17 protein-coding genes and 3 tRNA genes are annotated in these 19,291 nt (G+C 33.9%); 15 read left to right on the top strand and 5 right to left on the bottom strand.

Translation table 11 applies throughout. The annotated features are described in order from the left end of the window. Complete coding sequence (locus AC1Q7L_RS12720; RefSeq protein WP_492329384.1) at nt 1-336, bottom strand: nuclear transport factor 2 family protein; 336 nt, start codon at nt 334-336, stop codon at nt 1-3. Between the two features lie 82 nt (nt 337-418). Here AC1Q7L_RS12720 and AC1Q7L_RS12715 point away from each other — a divergent pair, with 82 nt between their 5' ends. From AC1Q7L_RS12715 to AC1Q7L_RS12705, 3 genes are all read left to right on the top strand, one after another. Continuing rightward, nucleotides 419-1,009, top strand: coding sequence for a DUF1572 family protein (locus tag AC1Q7L_RS12715; protein ID WP_492306254.1), 591 nt, complete (start codon nt 419-421; stop codon nt 1,007-1,009). Nucleotides 1,010-1,076: 67 nt separating this feature from the next. Then, on the top strand, nt 1,077-2,423 hold the full coding sequence (gene mtaB / locus AC1Q7L_RS12710; protein ID WP_492306253.1) for a tRNA (N(6)-L-threonylcarbamoyladenosine(37)-C(2))-methylthiotransferase MtaB: 1,347 nt from the start codon (nt 1,077-1,079) through the stop codon (nt 2,421-2,423). A 54-nt stretch (nt 2,424-2,477) separates the two neighbouring features. Then, nucleotides 2,478-3,995, top strand: a complete 1,518-nt coding sequence (locus tag AC1Q7L_RS12705; protein WP_410692899.1) for an FMN-binding glutamate synthase family protein — start codon at nt 2,478-2,480, stop codon at nt 3,993-3,995. A 77-nt stretch (nt 3,996-4,072) separates the two neighbouring features. Here AC1Q7L_RS12705 and AC1Q7L_RS12700 read toward each other — a convergent pair whose 3' ends face one another. Next, nucleotides 4,073-4,813, bottom strand: a complete 741-nt coding sequence (locus AC1Q7L_RS12700; RefSeq protein ID WP_492306252.1) for a hypothetical protein — start codon at nt 4,811-4,813, stop codon at nt 4,073-4,075. Between the two features lie 55 nt (nt 4,814-4,868). On the opposite strand from AC1Q7L_RS12700, the gene AC1Q7L_RS12695 reads away from it, so the two are divergent. Next, nucleotides 4,869-5,330: an RNA-binding S4 domain-containing protein gene (locus AC1Q7L_RS12695; protein ID WP_492306251.1), complete on the top strand. Its 462-nt coding sequence runs from the start codon at nt 4,869-4,871 to the stop codon at nt 5,328-5,330. Here AC1Q7L_RS12695 and AC1Q7L_RS12690 read toward each other — a convergent pair. Then, entirely contained in the window at nt 5,325-5,840 is a 516-nt protein-coding gene (locus AC1Q7L_RS12690) for a shikimate kinase (RefSeq protein WP_066751674.1), read from the bottom strand. The two genes, AC1Q7L_RS12695 and AC1Q7L_RS12690, sit on opposite strands and share 6 nt — an antisense overlap. 115 nt (nt 5,841-5,955) lie before the next feature. On the opposite strand from AC1Q7L_RS12690, the gene AC1Q7L_RS12685 reads away from it, so the two are divergent. From AC1Q7L_RS12685 to AC1Q7L_RS12675, 3 genes are all read left to right on the top strand, one after another. Further along, nucleotides 5,956-6,028, top strand: a tRNA-Lys gene (locus AC1Q7L_RS12685). A gap of 41 nt (nt 6,029-6,069) precedes the next feature. Next, nucleotides 6,070-6,152: transfer RNA gene (locus tag AC1Q7L_RS12680), tRNA-Leu, on the top strand. Nucleotides 6,153-6,228: 76 nt separating this feature from the next. Next, nucleotides 6,229-6,301, top strand: a tRNA-Lys gene (locus AC1Q7L_RS12675). A gap of 250 nt (nt 6,302-6,551) precedes the next feature. Here AC1Q7L_RS12675 and panC read toward each other — a convergent pair. Beyond that, a complete protein-coding gene (panC, locus tag AC1Q7L_RS12670) occupies nt 6,552-7,400 on the bottom strand; it encodes a pantoate--beta-alanine ligase (RefSeq protein ID WP_410692903.1) in 849 nt (282 codons plus the stop codon). A 170-nt stretch (nt 7,401-7,570) separates the two neighbouring features. On the opposite strand from panC, the gene AC1Q7L_RS12665 reads away from it, so the two are divergent. From AC1Q7L_RS12665 to AC1Q7L_RS12630, 8 genes are all read left to right on the top strand, one after another. Beyond that, on the top strand, nt 7,571-8,341 hold the full coding sequence (locus AC1Q7L_RS12665; RefSeq protein ID WP_072409446.1) for a glycogen/starch synthase: 771 nt from the start codon (nt 7,571-7,573) through the stop codon (nt 8,339-8,341). A gap of 13 nt (nt 8,342-8,354) precedes the next feature. After that, nucleotides 8,355-9,917 carry a DUF4270 family protein gene (locus tag AC1Q7L_RS12660; RefSeq protein ID WP_492306250.1) on the top strand — a complete coding sequence of 521 codons (1,563 nt, stop codon included), beginning with the start codon at nt 8,355-8,357 and terminating at the stop codon, nt 9,915-9,917. A 25-nt stretch (nt 9,918-9,942) separates the two neighbouring features. Next, on the top strand, nt 9,943-11,796 hold the full coding sequence (glmS, locus tag AC1Q7L_RS12655) for a glutamine--fructose-6-phosphate transaminase (isomerizing) (protein ID WP_410692905.1): 1,854 nt from the start codon (nt 9,943-9,945) through the stop codon (nt 11,794-11,796). Between the two features lie 108 nt (nt 11,797-11,904). Beyond that, nucleotides 11,905-13,323, top strand: coding sequence for a T9SS ring complex lipoprotein PorK/GldK (gene porK / locus AC1Q7L_RS12650; protein WP_066751654.1), 1,419 nt, complete (start codon nt 11,905-11,907; stop codon nt 13,321-13,323). A gap of 62 nt (nt 13,324-13,385) precedes the next feature. Beyond that, the gene (gene porL, locus AC1Q7L_RS12645) at nt 13,386-14,078 is read left to right on the top strand and encodes a type IX secretion system motor protein PorL/GldL (protein WP_066751651.1); all 693 of its coding nucleotides are present in this window, start codon (nt 13,386-13,388) and stop codon (nt 14,076-14,078) included. A gap of 50 nt (nt 14,079-14,128) precedes the next feature. Continuing rightward, a complete protein-coding gene (porM, locus tag AC1Q7L_RS12640; RefSeq protein ID WP_492306249.1) occupies nt 14,129-15,718 on the top strand; it encodes a type IX secretion system motor protein PorM/GldM in 1,590 nt (529 codons plus the stop codon). 24 nt (nt 15,719-15,742) lie between these two features. Then, nucleotides 15,743-16,681: a type IX secretion system ring subunit PorN/GldN gene (porN, locus tag AC1Q7L_RS12635; protein WP_066751647.1), complete on the top strand. Its 939-nt coding sequence runs from the start codon at nt 15,743-15,745 to the stop codon at nt 16,679-16,681. A gap of 54 nt (nt 16,682-16,735) precedes the next feature. Continuing rightward, entirely contained in the window at nt 16,736-17,770 is a 1,035-nt protein-coding gene (locus AC1Q7L_RS12630; RefSeq protein WP_492306248.1) for an NAD(P)/FAD-dependent oxidoreductase, read from the top strand. A 39-nt stretch (nt 17,771-17,809) separates the two neighbouring features. Here the strand turns inward: AC1Q7L_RS12630 and AC1Q7L_RS12625 are convergent, their stop codons facing one another. Then, on the bottom strand, nt 17,810-19,231 hold the full coding sequence (locus tag AC1Q7L_RS12625; protein WP_492306247.1) for a tetratricopeptide repeat protein: 1,422 nt from the start codon (nt 19,229-19,231) through the stop codon (nt 17,810-17,812). Nucleotides 19,232-19,291 lie beyond the last annotated feature (60 nt).

Here is a 19,291-nt window from a genome sequence, read left to right as displayed (position 1 = left end):
TTAGTTAAATACTTTTGTATCTTTAAAATAATCAGAGAGATATAATATTTTTCCGCAGTCTGAAAACTGAATAATTGTACATATTTCATTTTCGTAAGTGCCTTTTCCTGACATATTTCCTAAAGAATTGGTCTGATAAAAATATTTTCCATTTCCTAATGGAAAGATCTCGGAAACTCGCCATTCGATATTTTCATAACGCCTAAAAATTGCCCTGAACAAAGCTAAAATTCTGTTTTTACCCGAAATTTCTTTGGAAGGTGGAATCCAGATAATACTTTCATCGGTAAACCATTTTTCAAGCTGTTCTGTTTTTAAAGAATTTAAATCTTTCATAAAATGACTGATCTTACAATTCATAATTTCCATTTATGTAATATACGCGAAAATTATTAACTTGGTTTTTATTTTAAATGATATGAAAGAGCTATTTATCAAACGTTTCGAATATTATAAATCTCTTGGTGACAAAACATTTGAGCAACTTTCTGAAGAGCAGATCTTTTGGCAGTTTAATGAAGAAAGTAATTCGATTGCGGTCATTGTAAAGCATCTTGGAGGAAATATGCTCTCCCGATGGACAAATTTTTTAACGGAAGACGGCGAAAAAAGCTGGCGAAACCGCGATGAAGAATTTGTAAATAATTTTAAAACTAAAACGGAAATCCTAGACTTCTGGGAAAAAGGCTGGAAATGCTTTTTAGATGCTTTAAACCAAATTAATGACGAAAATTTATATGCTACACTTTATATAAGAGGCGAACCTCAGTTGGTTATAGATGCGGTTTTCCGTCAGATGGCTCATTATCCTTATCATATTGGGCAGATCGTTTACATCGCCAAAATGATGAAAAATGATGATTGGAAAACACTTTCTATTGCCAGAAATAAATCCCATGAATTTAATTCTGAAATGAAAGATAAATTCTCTGAGAGGGATTTTAATTCAAATTCATCACCTGTTTGTTTTCAAAATAGTACGGAAGTGAGGGACGAATATAAACAATAGACTGAATCAATTCAGAGTTTTTATTTAAATTACTATCTTTGCACCCATAAAAAATCAGGAATACTCAATGTCCCATTTTCATAGAACTGCCGCTTTTCATACACTCGGCTGCAAATTAAACTTTGCGGAAACATCTACTATTGCCCGTCAATTAACAGATGCCGGTTATGATAAGGTAAGTTTTGATGATAGAGCGGATATTTATGTAATCAATACGTGTTCGGTAACTGAGAACGCAGACCGTGAGTGCAAACTTCACGTAAAAAGAGCGATGAAAGCCAATCCGGAAGGGCTGGTTGTAATTGTTGGATGTTATGCACAGTTGAAGCCTGAAGAAATTTCACAAATTACTGGTGTTGATTTGGTTCTTGGGGCCAAAGAAAAATTCAATATTCTGAGTTATTTGGATGATTTAGAAAAATCTGAAAGCGAAGGAGTTGTTCATTCTTGTGAAATTGAAGAAACTGATTTCTTTATCGGAAGTTACTCAATTGGAGATAGAACCAGAGCTTTTTTGAAAGTTCAGGATGGTTGCGATTATAAATGTACGTATTGTACAATTCCTTTAGCTAGAGGGATTTCCCGTTCAGATACCATCGAAAATGTTCTGAAAAATGCCAAAGAAATTGCTGCAAGAGACATCAAAGAAATCGTTCTTACAGGTGTAAACATCGGTGATTACGGAAAAGGCGAATTCGGAAACAAAAGACACGAACATACTTTTTTAGACTTAATTTCAGAGCTTGATCAGGTTGAGGGGATCGAAAGAATCCGTATTTCTTCCATCGAGCCGAATCTTTTAAAGGATGAAAGCATCGAATTGGTTTCTAAAAGTAAAAGTTTTGTTCCGCATTTTCACATTCCGTTACAATCGGGATGCGATGATTTGTTGAAAAAAATGAAGCGTCGTTATTTAACGAAATTATACAACGAAAGAGTCAATAAGATCCGTGAGGTAATGCCTGATGCGGCTATTGGAGTTGATGTAATTGTTGGTTTTCCGGGAGAAACTGAGGAAAGATTCATGGAAACCTATAACTTTCTGAATGATCTTCCAATCACATATTTACACGTTTTCACTTATTCTGAAAGAGAAAATACAGAAGCTGTGGGTATGGAAGGTGTTGTTCCGATTCCTGAAAGAAAAAAACGTAATAAAATGCTTAGAATCCTTTCCGAAAAGAAGAAAATGGCATTTTATCAAACACAATTAGGCAAAACGCTTCCTGTTCTTTGGGAGCATGAAAATAAAGACGGCAAAATGTTTGGCTTCACAGAAAATTATGTGCGTGTGCAAAAAGATTTTGACCAAGCATCTGTAAACCAGATCGAATTTCTGAATTTAGAAAAAATCCTGTCAGATGGCACGGTTTCTGTGCAATCTTCTTATGAAAGTTTTTTAGCAAAAGTGTAGTCTCTTTGCAAAATTTCTACTAAATTTATTTTTAACTTTTAAATATTACATTCTATGAGAGATAAGTTTTTATCTTGGGGAATTGTATTAGTAATTGTTGCATGGATTGTAGCTTTACTAATCCGGGCAGATTATTGGATACCAATTTCTTTGTCTGCGTTCTATGCATTGGGCGTATATAACGCCTATCAGTCGAAACACGCCATTTTACGGAACTTTCCTGTTGTTGGGTACTTCAGATACTTTTTCGAGAGTATTTCACCTGAAATGCAGCAGTATTTCATCGAAAGAGAGACGGATGGAAAGCCTTTTCCAAGAAATCAACGTTCCGCAGTGTACAGACGTGCCAAAAACTTGAGTGATACTGTGCCTTTTGGGACTCAGTTAGAAGTTAATCATAGAAAATATGAAGGAATTAAACATTCCATTTATGCAAAATCACCTGCAGAAGAGCTGCCGAGAGTTTGGGTAGGAGGGGAGCAATGTTCTCAACCTTATCATGCTTCGTTATTTAATATTTCGGCAATGAGTTTTGGAGCTTTAAGCGATAGAGCTCAGATTTCTCTAAATAAAGGTGCTAAAAAAGGAAATTTTTATCATAATACAGGTGAAGGAGGGATTTCTCCCCACCATTTGGAAGGAGGTGACCTTTGCTGGCAAATCGGAACCGGATATTTTGGATGTAGAGATGATGAAGGAAAATTTAACCCTGAATTATTTACAAAATATTCCAATCTTCCGAATGTGAAGATGATTGAAATTAAATTATCTCAAGGTGCAAAACCTGGTCATGGTGGAGTTTTACCGGGAGTTAAAAATACCCCTGAAATTGCAAAAATCCGTCACGTCACACCGGGAATGACGATTATTTCTCCGCCTTCTCATTCCGCTTTTTCTAATGCAGCAGGTTTGTTGAGGTTTGTTCAGCAATTGAGAGAGCTTTCCGGAGGAAAACCTGTTGGATTTAAATTATGTATCGGTGATACCAAAGAGTTTGACGATATTTGTGTTCAAATGAATGTTCTTAAAATCTACCCTGATTTCATCACAATCGACGGAGCAGAAGGAGGAACAGGAGCTGCACCACCAGAATTTTCTGATGGAGTAGGAATGCCTTTAGAACCAGCTTTGATCTTTGTTAACAGAACCTTGAACAGTTATAATGTAAGAGATAAACTGAGAGTGATTGCCAGCGGGAAAGTCTTAACAAGTTTAGATATTCTGAGAGCCGTTGCAATGGGTGCAGATATGTGTAATAATGCGAGAGGGTTTATGTTTTCTTTAGGCTGTATTCAGGCGTTGAGGTGTAATAACAACAAATGTCCGACAGGAGTTGCGACACAGGATAAGATGTTGATCAAAGGTCTTGATGTTACAGATAAAGCAGAAAGAGTATACCATTTTCATAAAAATACGCTTCACACTTGTAACGAATTAATTGCAGCAGCAGGAAGAACTTCATATGAAGAAGTAGATGCCACAATGTTTATGAGAGGTGACGAGTTTGATCATCTGGCAGACCTTTATTTCCCGGATATTTTAGGGAATGTAAAGCAGAAAGCAAGATCTTAAACGACTAAAAATAATTTAAAAATAAAACCCGCTACGAATTTCATAGCGGGTTTATTATTTTATAGATTGAATATTTCTTATCTGGCAGTCGTTTTATAAACCTGGAAGTTGAAAACGAAAGTTCTGTTTCTGAACGAATAACCACTGTAATTGTAGTGAGCATCCCTTGCAAAAGCAGCTCTTGACGGTACAATAATTACACCTTGTAAGTTGTAAGGAGAACCATCAGTCTGATTAAAAGCTTTAAATTTTTGTAAAGCTTCATTATAACCTTCGATTACATAATAGCTCTTTTGTTTCGCAGCGTCAGTTGTTGCAGCTGTTATCAAAGGATCATTATCTGCAATATAATAGAATTTAGGATCTATTACAGGTGAACCAGACCCGTCAATTGTATTGTATCCTGTCATATCAGTTCCTGAGATGAAAGCAACATTTCCGTCTGTGTTAGCTCCAAGATAAGTTCTAGCTCTCATCATTGTTCTAGTAATATCTGTAGCACCAATTGTTGTACCTGTTGTAGGTTGTGCATTAGCTTTTACGATATAAACTACACCTGAAGGCAATTTTACAGGAGCAGGAATCATAGCACTTAGTTTTGTTTGATGATCATCAGCTGTATCTGTTGCGCTGAAAGCCTTTATATTTCCTTGGGTGTCTAAATAATTAGCATCTAAAAACTTATCAATAGACTGGTCGTCATAGGTATTTTGTACTGCGATGTCTTCTGGTTCTACATAAGTTTCAACATCATCATCCTTTTTACAAGCAGAAAAGCACAGTGATCCCGCAAGGATATATAAAAATATTTTTTTCATTTCAAAAAACTTTGATTACTTTACAAATAATATAACGACAAAAGTATAAAAAATTATGAGAATAGATAAATTTTTATGGAGCATTCGTTTTTATAAGACCAGAACCATTGCTACTGAGGAGATTAAGAAAAATAGAGTTTCCATTGGCGAATCGGTTGTAAAGTCTTCTAAAGAGGTGAAGGAAGGAGATGTCATTAAAATCCGTAAAAATCAGATTGATTACAAAATTAAGGTCATCCAGATTCCTAAAAGCAGAATGGGCGCCAAGTTGGTTCCGCTTCATATCAAAGATATGACTGATAAAGAGCAGTATGAAACACTCAAACTGCGTAAAATGACCCAGGATTATTACAGAACCAGAGGAGAGGGAAGACCCACCAAAAAAGACAGACGAGACATGGATGAATATTCTGGAAATGATATTTCCGGAGATTTCACAGACTGGGATGACTTTTTTGGCGAAACAGGTGACTCCAACGATTCAAACGAAGATGAAAAAAATGAAAAAGACTTATAAATATAGTTTTTCAATGATTTCATTAACGATATCTTCCGGTTCTCGCGAATCTGTAATGATATTAAACTGTGCTTTGCTGTAGAATTCGTTTCTTTCGAATAAATGCTTAGCAATAAACTCAGAAAGGTTTTCATCCGAAATGTTGGCTATTATTGGCCTTTTCTCTTTTTGTTTTGAAATCCTTTCTGATAAAGTTTGAATTGAAGCTCTTAAAAATACACTCTTAGAGTTAAGATTTACAATTTCCATGTTATTGTAATAAACAGGAGTTCCTCCACCCAGGCTTAAAACAAGATTTTCTTCCGTAGCCAAGAGCTCTTCCAAAGTTTCTCTTTCCAGCTTTCTAAAGTGGATTTCTCCCTTTTTTTCGAATATTTCAGGAATGGTTAATTTATTTCGCCTAGAAATCTCTTTATCTAGGTCAATTAATTTAAAATTTATTTTTTCGCTTAATATTTTGGAAATGTGAGATTTGCCACTCCCCATGTATCCTACCAGTGAAATTATCATGAATTTATTTTAAACAAATTTGCGAAAAAGTTTTGAGAAATAAAAAAAAGCTATATCTTTGCACCACTCAAAACAAGGGACGTTACTCACAACAAAACTTGATAATAAAGTGACCGACTCGGTAGCTCAGCTGGTAGAGCAATACACTTTTAATGTATGGGTCCTGGGTTCGAATCCCAGCCGGGTCACAAGCGAAAAAATGATTACTAGATTTTTGTAATTCTTTTTAGCCTGCGTGGTGAAATTGGTAGACACGCCATCTTGAGGGGGTGGTTTCCTAAGGATGTGCTGGTTCGAATCCAGTCGCAGGCACTGCAAAGAAAATTGAAATTTTATTTTAAGATGTGAATTATTTTTCATACTTTTGCAATCTTAAAATTTAGTGACCGACTCGGTAGCTCAGCTGGTAGAGCAATACACTTTTAATGTATGGGTCCTGGGTTCGAATCCCAGCCGGGTCACAAGTTTACTGAAAAGTAAATTTTTTTCATATTAATATTTTGTGATTTGGTGTTCAAAGGCTTCCTAACGGTGGCCTTTGATTTTTTATATATACTCAAGAACAAATCAATCTTTTTAATTAATATCCTAGGATTTATTTAAACAAGCATTTAATCTTCATCATTTCATCAATAATAAATTTTAAATTAAAACATAAAAAAAGCGTCACTTAAAAAAGATAACGCTTATTTATATTTTATATGAAATTTTTTAATCCAAATGCATATTGTCGATCAATCTCACACCATCAACCATTACAACAATAAACGCTCTGAAATTTCTGTCTTTATAAAAGAAATCTGTTTCCTTTAAAGTTTCTTCATCTGCAATAAGGAAATATTCCAACTGCATGCCTTGCTGATGATCCATAATATCCTGAACTCTTTCTTTGATCTCCGGAATCGTTACAACTCTGAACCAATCATTTACTTTATTTAAAGTTTCAAAAATAACCTTTGAAGCCTCTCTTCTATCTTCATGAAGCCTTTGGTTTCTTGAGCTTAATGCTAATCCATTTTCTGCTCTATAAATAGGAACTCCTTTTATTTTTACCGTCAATTGCTTCTTTTCGACCATTTTTTTGATAATAGCCAGTTGTTGGAAGTCTTTTTCACCAAAATAAGCGTTGTCTGGTTTTACCTGATTGAAAAGCTCTTCTACAACAGTTCCTACGCCGTCAAAATGCCCCGGTCTGGATTTTCCCTCCATTTCATTCTCCAATCCATCATAATCATAATGCTGGCTTACTGCTTTTTCAGGGTAAATATCTTCAACATTTGGAATATAAACGGCATCTACAAGCCCTGAATTTTTTAAAATTAAGACATCTCTATTAATATCTCGTGGGTATTTTTCAAGATCTTCAGGATTATTAAACTGAGTAGGGTTCACAAAAATTGAAGAAATGACAAGGTCGTTTTCTTTTCTAGCTGCCTCATACAGAGATAAATGGCCATTATGCAAAGCCCCCATCGTAGGTGCAAAACCTATCCTTTTACCCATTTCTTTCTGTCTTTCAATGAAATCCTGAAGTGTTTTTTTGTTTTTTAGAACTTCCATAGTTTATTTTAATAGCAATTCAAAAATACTAAAAATATCATATAATAAAATGCGTTTTTAACAATTTGGAAAAGGGAATTATCGTAAAAAAATGTTAATTAAAATAATGTTGGATGTTTTTTTGTAATTTTGCACATTAAAGCATTTTTACAAAAATTAGATAGAAGTTTATGCCGAATCAAAAAATACTGTACATTACTACAGAGATGTATCCATATCAAGAAGACACGAATATGGCTGCAGTGGTAAACAAAATGGCACTTAAGATGCACCAAGAAGGCAATGATGTAAGAGTTTTTATGCCAAGATTTGGACAAATAAGTGAGAGAAAGTTCCAGTTACACGAGGTTATACGCCTTTCTGGGATGAATATTATTATTAACGATCTAGATCAACCCTTAATTATTAAAGTAGCGTCTCTTCCGGGGGAAAGACTGCAGGTGTACTTTATAGACAACGAAGAATACTTCAAAAGAAAACAATATTATTTTGATGATGAAGGAACTCCTTTCGACGATAACGACGAGAGAGCAATTTTCTTTGCAAGAGGAGTAATTGAGACTATCAAGAAACTAAACTGGGTTCCTGATGTAATTCACCTTAATGGCTGGATGGCTTCTTTCGTTCCAATTTATCTTAAAACATACTACGAATCTGATACTTATTTCAAAGATGCAAAAATCGTTCTTTCATTATATAATGAGAAAGATGCACCTTTTGATAAAAATATAGCTGATAAACTGAAATTTGATAATATTTCAGGATTAAAAGCGTTAGATAACCCAAGTGTTCAAAGTTTTGTAATTGAAAGTATGAACTATGTAGACGCTGTAGTAAAAGGAGACGAATTTTTGGATGGAGACTTGGATAAAGCTTTCAACGAAACATCAACTCCAAAATCGGAATATCTCGATGTGGATTCTATAAACCAACTTTATTAAAAAACACATTTTAATGACTTATAATATTAAAAAAGCTTTCGCCATTCTTTCTTTGGCGATTTTTGGAAGTGTATTGCTTTATAATTGCGAACCCGATCCGGATTCTTTAGGAGAACAATTATTCTTAGACGGAGCTGCACATGGCGAGGAGGTTTCTTATCCTCTTATTGCCTATAATATTAATAATAATGACAGTATCAGAAGTGATGCCTCTAAATTAGGGTATGCAACTTTAGGTGCTGTAAAAGATGCTCAGTTTGGTAAGCAAAAAGCTGCTTATTATACACAGTTGAGATTACCAGCATATAATCCTGATTTTGGTACTAATCCTGCAGTGGACTCTGTGGTTTTAGTTATTAAGCCAACTTATGCTTCAGATTCTATTACAACTACTACCAACGAAGATTATATTTATCCGGATGGAAGTGTAGCTGCTAAAAAAGTTGTAAATACGTATCCTGCAATAAAATACGGTAGAACAAAATCTCCAAAACTTACGATAATAGCAAATGAAGTAACTGATTTCTTAAACGGTCCTGCTGATATTGCTTATTCAAACAAAGATTATGCAGTTGGACAAGAGCTAGGGAGAAAAGAATTTACAGGAACTGTTAATTCTGTAACAATTACTAAAGATTCTGACGCTTCTTCATTATTTACATCTGCTACAGGATTTAGAATTCCTTTATCAGCAAGTATCTTCAAATCTAAAATTATAGATAAAAAAGGTCAGCCTGAACTTAGCGATGTGTCAAATTTTATTAGACACTTCAGAGGAATAAAGCTTTCTGTTGCTGAAGATGATGCTTATTTAATACAATTCTCTCCTAATGATATGGAGTTAGTGATGTATTATAAAAATGATAAAACTGAAAATAATACTACAACAAGGCCGCAATCAACCTATACATTTGCCTTAGGTTCTGCTAATGCTCATATCGGAAATTATGTTTATGACAGAGTTGGAACACCTTCTGGAACTGTAGCTTCAGGAAGTGACCTAGAAAATGGAGATGAAAGATTATATGCTCAGGGTATGGGAGGAGCTTCAATAGGAGTTAGGCTTCCTAAGGAAACAATTGATAAGCTTAAAGTATTGTATCAAAATAATAAAGCAGCCATTATCAGCGCTAAGATCAGATTATATACAGATGGTGATGTTTGGAAGAGTCAATATGCAAAACCTAAAAACTTTACAATCGTTCAAAGAGATAAAGATCTTACTGATCCTGCAAATCCTAAAATTACCACAGCATTTACAGCGGATTTAGGTATTAGTCTCTCTAACAATTTTGCAATTTATAGAGCATATGACTTAGACAAAAATCCAACTTATTATGATTTTACAGTTACAAAATCCGTAAAAGATATTATTGAGGGCACGCTAAGTGATACTGCTATTGCAAATAAATATTTTAAAATTGATTTAGGTAGTTTCTTAACTACATCAGCAGGTAGCTTGGCTGGATACCAATATACATCAACGCCATATGCTGTTGAAAGAGCGGTATTTATAGGATCTAAAACTTCAGATCCTAATAAAGTTCAGTTAAAAATCATTTACGGTACAAAATAAAACTTAAAAAACACTTGATAAAAATATGTGCGGAATAGTAGGATATACAGGTTTTCAGGACGCTTACGATGTAGTAATCAATGGTCTTAGAAGATTAGAATATAGAGGTTATGATAGTGCAGGGATTGTTCTTGAAGATAAAAATAACAAACTTGAAGTTGAAAAGACAAAAGGGAAGGTAGAAGATCTTGTTAATATTGCAAGCCATTTAAAAGGAACGGCTACAATAGGAATGGGACATACACGTTGGGCAACTCACGGTGTTCCAAGTGATAGGAATTCTCACCCTCATTTGTCTAATAACAATAAGATAGCAATCATTCATAATGGTATCATTGAAAATTATGATACGATTAAAAAAATGCTTACTGAAAAAGGATTTACATTTAAATCTGAAACTGATACTGAAGTATTGGTAAATCTTATCCAGTATTTTATGGATCTTAACGTGGAAATGGATTTTCCAACGGCTGTAAGATATGCACTTAACGAAGTTTATGGTGCGTATGCAATTACAGTTATGCATGAAGACTATCCTGGAGTATTGGTTGTTGGTAGATTAGGTTCTCCATTGGCTATCGGTATTGGTGATAAAGAATATTTTATTGCTTCTGATGCTTCTCCTTTCGTGGAATTCACAAAAGAGGCTATCTATTTAGAAGAGGGTCATATGGCAACTATTTCATTGGAAAATGGAGTAGATATCAGAACGATAAATGATAATTCTAAAATTGAGCCTGAAATTCAGAAACTTAAGTTGAGTTTGGAACAGATTGAAAAAGGTGGTTACGAGCACTTTATGCTTAAAGAGATTTTTGAGCAGCCAAAATCTGTGCAAGATACAATGAGAGGAAGATTGATCGTAGATGAAGGTGTTATCAAAATGGCCGGAATCTGGGATCATGTTGAAAAATTCAAAAATGCAAACAGAATCATCATTATTGCTTGCGGAACTTCTTGGCATGCAGGTCTTATTGGTGAATATCTAATTGAAGAATATGCAAGAATTCCTGTAGAAGTAGAATATGCATCAGAATTCAGATACAGAAACCCGATTATCACTGATAAAGATGTGGTAATTGCAATTTCTCAATCTGGAGAAACTGCTGATACTATGGCCGCTTTAAAACTTGCCAAAGAAAGAGGTGCATTTATATATGGTATATGTAATGTCGTAGATTCATCTATTGCAAGAATTACAGATGCAGGTTCATATACTCATGCAGGACCGGAAATTGGTGTAGCTTCTACAAAAGCATTTACAGCTCAGCTTACCATTCTTAGCTTAATTGCACTTAAATTAGGTAAACACAACGGTAACCTAGGAAACGCTGAATTTATGAGCTTAATTGCTGAATTGGATGCTATCCCTAAGAAAATAGAAGATGTTCTTAATGCAACCCATGAATTGACTCAGAATATCGCAAAAGACTTCGTAGGTGCTACTAATTTCCTTTATTTAGGAAGAGGATACAATTATCCTGCAGCTCTTGAAGGTGCCCTAAAACTAAAAGAAATCTCTTATATTCATGCTGAAGGATATCCTGCTGCAGAAATGAAGCATGGACCAATTGCATTAATTGACGAAAACATGCCAATCGTTATCATTGCTCCTAAAAAAGGACACTATGATAAGATTGTTAGCAATGTTCAGGAAATTAAGGCCAGAAAAGGAAAAATCATTGCTGTAGTTAATAGAGGAGACACACAGGTAAGCGAAATGGCAGATTATGTTATTGAAATCCCTGAGACTTCGGAATGTTTCTCTCCAATTGTTGCATCAGTACCTTTACAGCTTTTAGCTTATTATATCGCTGTATATAGAGGTGCCAATGTAGACCAACCGAGAAACCTTGCGAAATCTGTAACTGTGGAATAAAAAATACTTGTAAATAAAATAAATTTAGATTTCTTTCGTTATTTCAAAAAAAATCTTAAAAGTTTCTTAAAAAAATTATATATTTACGGCTTAATTATAAAAATTAACATGAAAAGGATATTTCTTTTATTATTGTCTGCGTCAGTAGCGTCGGTATCTTGTTCAGGTGGTGGAAGCTCTTCTGTAGGGAAGCCAGGAACAAAAGGAGAATTGATACCAAGAGAAAAAACAAAATCATTTGTTGCGGAAAGACCATTCGGAATGGTGGCAATTCCTGCAGGATCGTTTGTTGCTGGTTTAGCAGACCAGGATCCAACAAATACTCCTGAAAAAGCAGCATTGAAAACTGTGACTGTCTCTTCTTTCTTCATGGACGAAGCTGAAACTACGAATGCAGAATACAGGGTGTTTATCAACTATGTAAGAGATTCAATTGCTAGAACTCTACTTGCTGAAGCTGCCGGAGAAGGTGGTGAAGGCGGAGGTAAAGGTGCAAGCATAGGAGATTATGCATACCTTGCTAAAAAAGAAGAGAATTTAACACCATATCAAGAGTATTTAGAGGGACAAGGAGGTAGAGATGACGGCGGATTTGATGCAAGCAAGAGACTAGATTGGAAAATTCCTTTACATTGGAGTACTACAAAATATCCTGATGTAGAATATGCAGAAGTATTAGAGTCTTTATATTTACCTGCTTCTTCAAGAATGGGTAGCGAAAGAATCTTAGATGTTAGTAAATTAAAATATAATTATCAGTGGGGAGATATGGATGCTGCACTTGCTGACAACGAGAGAGGTGTAAACTTCCTTAAGAGCGAGAGTATTGCAGTTTATCCGGACACTACTGTTTGGGTAAAAGATTTCCACTTTGCTTATAATGAGCCATTGTTCGAACAATATTTTTGGCACAAAGCTTACAAAGATTATCCTGTTGTTGGGGTAACTTGGGACCAGGCTAGAGCATACTGTAACTTCAGATCTAAATTGAAATCTGATTACAACGAAAGCTTAAAAAGAAGAAAACAGAGACCATTGACTTTCCGTTTACCTACAGAAATTGAGTGGGAATACGCTGCAAGAGGAGGTATGCAAAATGCTACTTACCCTTGGGGAGGTCCTTATTTAATGGATGATAGAGGTTGTTACTTAGCAAACTTTAAGCCGAAAAGAGGTAATTATATGGAAGATGATAAAAAAGGTACTTATACATATGCCGCTCCAGTAAAGAAATTTAAGAAAAACGGATTTGGGTTATTTGATATGGCCGGAAACGTTTCTGAATGGACAGAGTCTGGATATAATAATTCTTCATACGGTTTCTCTTCTACTTTAAATCCTTCAACTAAAAGTAAAACTGATACTAAGAAATCTGTAAGAGGTGGTTCTTGGAAAGACGTAGGTTATATGCTTATGACTGGTGCAAGAGATTGGGAAAGAAAAGATTCTGCGAGAAGTTATATCGGATTTAGAACAATCCAGGATATTCCTGAAGCTGCTGTTAAGCCAAGAAGAGTTAACAGATAATAATTATCGGACATTTATTTTTTCAATAACAATTTTATTTAACATTAAAAAAACTAACTTATATGTTTAAGACTAAAGATGCTTGGATGAATTTCTTTTATTCGTTCGGTGCTGCAATTGTAATTCTTGGAGCTTGGCTTAAAATTACTCACATTACATTAGGACCAATCAATGGTAACATCGCTCTTACCGTGGGGCTTATTACTGAAGCAATTATCTTTATTATTTTCGCTTTTGACCCTCCAAAATCTGAAGAGTCTTATGCTTGGGAAAATGTTTACCCAGAATTATTAGATAAACATGCAAATCCAAACCCAATACATTCAAATATCTCTTCTAAAAATGGAGCTGCTCAATTTGCTGAATTAGAAAATTCTCTTTCTACAAAATTGGACAAGATGCTTGCTGATGCAAAATTAGATGTTCAGTTATTTGATAGATTAAGAACAGGTATTGATAAATTTTCAAACTCTGTAGACCAGATCAACCAAACTGTTGACGTTTCTGCTTCTACTCATAAGTATAACGATCAGTTAAACAAAGCAGCTACACACATGGAAAGCATGAATGCTCTATATGTAATGCAGTTGGAAAACGGTAAAAGACAATCAGAATTTGCTAATAAATATGTTGCAGATATGCAAAAATCTGCTGAACACTCAGAAAAATTTAATCAGGAATTACAAGGTTTAACATCTAACTTAAATAACTTAAACAGAGTTTATGGTGGTATGTTAACTGCTATGAAGTCATAATTTCCTAAACCATTTCTAAATTTTAACTACTTAATCAAAAACAACAGAGAATGGCAACAGGAAAACAGACGCCTCGTCAGAAGATGATCAACCTTATGTATTTGGTGTTCATCGCTATGATGGCCCTAAATATTGATGCGGAAATCATCAGATCATTTTATGATTCTACTAAAGCACTTAACGAGACTAGATTTTTAACTGAAAAGAAAAACGAGAAAATTTTCGAAAGAACTTTAGAGGCAAAAGCTCAACAAGTACCAGATACTTACGCTACGCCTTGGGAGCAGTACAAAGTCTTGAAATCTAAAGTAGATGTATTAGTGAATTCAGCAGAAGAGATTAAAAATAATCTTAAAAAACAATCTGAATTCCATGAAAAAGACAATACAGGAAAAGATATTGATGTAAGCGAAAATTTCGCAGCCCTTAATAATAATGAAGCAACGATGAGTTACTTCTTTAAAGACGGAGATGAAAATACTCTGACAAAAGGGTCTACGGATTTGAAAGCTAAAATGGATGATGTAAGAAATTACATTGTTGCAACTTTTGGGAAAAATTCTCAATTGAAGGATTTGGTTGATAGAGCTAATGCATCTATCGTTGCAGAATATCCTCAAGGAAAATCTCCAAATGGTAAAACTTGGTTTCAGAATAAATTCTATCACCAGTCACTTATCGCAGCAATATCAAATCTTGGAATTATTCAGAATGATGCAAGAAACGTACAGTCTGATGCATTAGCATTATTGCTTCAGGAAAAAGTGGATGCAAGCATCAAGTTTAATAATTATGAAGCTATTGTTTCTGCACCTACAGATATTCAGTCTGGTAAAAAAGGTGAAGCAGTTATTATGCTTGGAAGTTATTCAAACAGTAATAAAATTAAAATTAATGGTGTAAGCAGACAAGAAAACGGTAAAGGATATATTCCTTTAAATACTGGAGGTCTTGGTGAACATAAACTTAATGGATCTATTACTTTAACAGATGCTACAGGAAAAGCTCAAAACTTCCCGTTCACGCATACTTATAACGTAATTGCTGGTCCGCAAGAAGTAAAACTTGAAAAAGGATTATTACTTTCTGCTGATAAGATGAACGTAATGTATAGAGGACTTGAGAACCCTGTTTCAGGATCAATCTTAGGTGCTGACAATTCTAAACTTTCATTATCTGCTCCGGGTGCTACAGTTAGAAGTACTGGTCCAGGAAAATGGATTGTTAGTCCAAGCTCAGGAAATACTGTTAAATTAACACTATCAGGTAAAAACCCTAGTGGACAAAGTGTTTCTCAGGTGTTTGAATACAGAATTAAAAATGTACCGCCACCACAAGGACAAATGAGAGGTCAAAATGTATTATCTATGCCTGCAACTTCAGTACCTAACCAGTCTGTACAAGCAGCAATACCAGATTTCGACTTCCCAGTTTCATTCACTGTTAATCAGTTTATGGTAAAAATCCCTGGTAGAGCAGCATTATTGATTAAAGGTAGCAGCTTAGATGACGCAGCTGGATTGGTTAAAAACTTAAGAACAGGAGACGTAGTTTATATATTTGATATTAAAGCAACGGCTACAGGTCTAGGTAATCAGCAGATTAAGAATATATCTCCTATCGTTATCAATATTAATTAATTTTAATAAGTTTAAAATAGTATTATGAAAAAATATATAAGCAGTCTTTTAGTTTTAGTTTCGGGGTTTGCATTTTCCCAAACTATTCTAAACGCTTCTTCTCCTGAGGAGTTTAGACAGATGAGAGCTGAGAACAAACAAAAAGTTGGAGATACTATCGTTGACAAAACAGTGAAGCCTTTGGAATATGGTTTTGTAGATGATAAGGATATCTTGAAAAGTATGTTTGTTTGGGAGATTATTGATATGAATGATAAGATCAACCAGCCATACTATTATGATAATCCGGATGGATTATTGGCTACTCAAACAAGGTCTTTATATCAATTATTACTTGATGCAGCTATTACTGGAAAAATTCAGGAGGTATATGACGACGAGAACTTTGTAACTAAACTTTCTCCTGAAGGAATTCAGAAGAGATTGGAAAGTGTAAGAGTCTCTGATGCAGCTATTGACATTCTTAACTCAGGAAGACAACTTACTGAGCAAGAGAAGAAAGAATATACAGATATCTTTAAAACAACTACAGATAAGGTTAAGGTTCTTAAAATTATGGGTATGTGGTTTATCGATAAAAGAGACGGTCAAATGAAATACAGGCCTCTTGGTATCGCAGCAATGGGTCCAGATCCTGCTGTACAAGGTAGAACAGGACCAGATGGACAACCGTTAGTTGGAGCTGATGAATTAATCGATTTGTTCTGGGTATATTATCCTAGTGCAAGAGATGTTTTAGCAAATAACTTTGTTTACAACAGAAAGAACTCATCTGCAGACCTATCTTTTGATGATTTATTGAATGCAAGAAGATTTTCTTCTGTAATCTACAAGTCTTCAAGCGGTTTAGGAGATGGAGTTATTAAAGATTATATTCCTAGAAATGCTGAAGAGCAGATTGAAGAAAGTGACAGAATTAAGGAGCAAATTCTTCAAATGGAAAATGATATGTGGAATTACTAAATTTCACTTGATATTTATAGAAAACCTGAGTACTTTTACTCAGGTTTTTTTATTATGGAAAATGTAGATTATATAATTGTAGGAGATGGATATGCGGGACTGTTTTTCGCTCATCAGTTAATAAAGAATAATAAGTCATTTGTACTATATTCGGAAGGGAAAAAGAGTGCTTCTCAGGTTTCTGCGGGGATTATTAATCCTGTTGTACTAAAGAAGTTCACAACCTTTTGGAAAGCTCAGGAACAGATTGATTTCCTTAAAGATTCTCTTAAAGAAATTGAAACCTACACAGGCAAAAATTATTTGATTGAAGCTCCTATCCACAGAATTTTCCATGATGAAAATGAACAGAATCTTTGGCTTAAAAAATCAGGGAATGAAGATTTAATTAATTTTTTGGATAAAGATTTTAAACATTTAGATATTGTTAATAACTCCTTCAATACAGGAATGGTTAATCAGTCTGCAAGGCTTGATGTAAACAGTTTTTTTGGTGATTTCTTCACTTATTTCGAGGATAATTCTCACTTAATAAAAGAGAAATTTGATTATACCAAATTAAATACTTCCGAAAATACTTACAAAAATATTAGCTTTAAAAATATCCTTTTCTGCGAAGGAATGGGTGTGAAGGATAATCCCTATTTTTCTGATATTGCTGTAATTCCCAATAAAGGACATCATATCAAAGTAAAACTTTCTACCCCGATTCCTGAAAATATTACAATTAAAAAGAAACATTTTTTGTTTCCAACTTATAACGGTTTATATTTTTATGGTGGAACTTACGACAGAGAACAGCTGCATCATCACATAGATGATTCTGCGGTTGAGCAATTGGTCAAAGGTCTATCGGAATTTTATCCTTACGATTTTGAAGTTGAAGAAATAAATTTCGGTTTTAGGCCTACTGTGAAGGATCGAAGACCAATTATCGGTCGACACTATCAAAATAAAAACTTATACGTTTTTAACGGCCTTGGAGCACGCGGAATTTTGAACGGTTGTTACTTTTCAAAGAGTTTATATGATTTTATTGAAAATGATATTCCTTTGGATGAAGAAGTATCTTTGGATCGATTTCAATAGACTATTAAATTAGCTATCTGTTTTAGAATATTTGTCACTTTAAAATTCCATGATCCATTTATTGAAATCAGTATCAGAAGAGAAATTCATTTTTTTTCTTAGTCTGTATCTTTTTGTTTCAATCGTTCGGATCGATAAATTTTCATATTGGGAGATTTCTTTGTTGGAAAGATTTAACCTCAGCAGTGCACAGAATTTAAGTTCATTGGAGGTAAGGGTAGGATATTGAGAAATAAGATTCTCGTAAAACTCGGGATAAACTTCTTTGAAGCGTGTCAGGAAAAAAGGATCAGCATTTTTTGCAAGCTCCTTCACCTCATTAAAAATAATCGGATTAGCTCTTTTCTTTAGTTTAATAGTTTCCTGTTGTTTTTCATCAATGATCTTATCTTTTTGTCTTTGGTTTTTAAGATTTTTTTTACGGATAAAATAAAATGTAAGGATAGAAGCTAAAACTGCAAAAATAATAACAATATAAAGCTGAAATTTTTCATTTTTTTTCTGCTCATCTTTTTCTTCTGCAATGTTTTTAATAGGAATATTGATTGCTTTTCTCTCTCTTCTACTAATACTATCTGTTAGAAAAGCATATTTTTTATAGTATTCATCGGCTTTTTCTACATCATTGAGTGTTTTATAAGTTCTATAAATCTTATCATAGGTAATTCTTCTTTCACTTAAACTTTTTGTTTTTTCAAATATGGGTTTTGCCTGTAAATAATACTCTAATGCTTTCTCATATTCCTTTTTCTCTGTATATAATCTTCCATAATTATAAAAAAATAAACCTTTTTCATATAAAGAGAATTTTTTATTCAAAGTATATCCTTTTTGTAGATAGTATTCCGCAGAGTCCAAATGCTTTCTTTCATCTAAAAATCTTTCGGCGATGGACGCATACAGAAACGGGGTTGGGGATAATGCAAGGCATTTTCGCTCCATTAGCTTTATAGAATCCGGAATTTTTAGTTCTTTAAAATTAAGATTTTTCCAAGAATAACAGAGATATAGACGTCTTTTCCTTTTATCTTTATCTAAAATTTGTTCCCCGTATTTGATTGCCTTATTGAAATATTCATTTGATAATTCATACATTCCCAAATAACAGTAATTTCTTCCGTAGCCCCCATAAAATCTTGATTTTAGTTCCTGATTTTCTATTTCTTCTATATCCTTTTCTATTTTTTCAAGGTAAAGTAAACTTTCTTTATGTTCAGTGTTTATCACTAGGTAATTGGAAATATTAATAGAGGCTAAAACAATTCCTTCTTTATTATTTTGTTTCTGATATTGTGCAAGAGCCTTTTTATTAATATCAATAATATCCTTCATTTTCCCGGACTTTCTATACTCTTCAGTAATTCTATCTAACTCATCTAAAGTGTAAGCTTGAGATTTATGTAGTGAAAATATAAGTATAAATAAGATATAGATTAATTTTTTTAATTGTAATGGGAACATACATGTGGTTTAATAACAAATATAATGTTTTCGAAAATAAAATTACGTTTATGTTTTAAA

The organism is Chryseobacterium sp. GW823-FHT05E08 (genome assembly GCF_058795655.1).
Note: the sequence above shows the minus strand (reverse complement) of the source record. Positions and strands in the feature narration are given on the sequence as shown.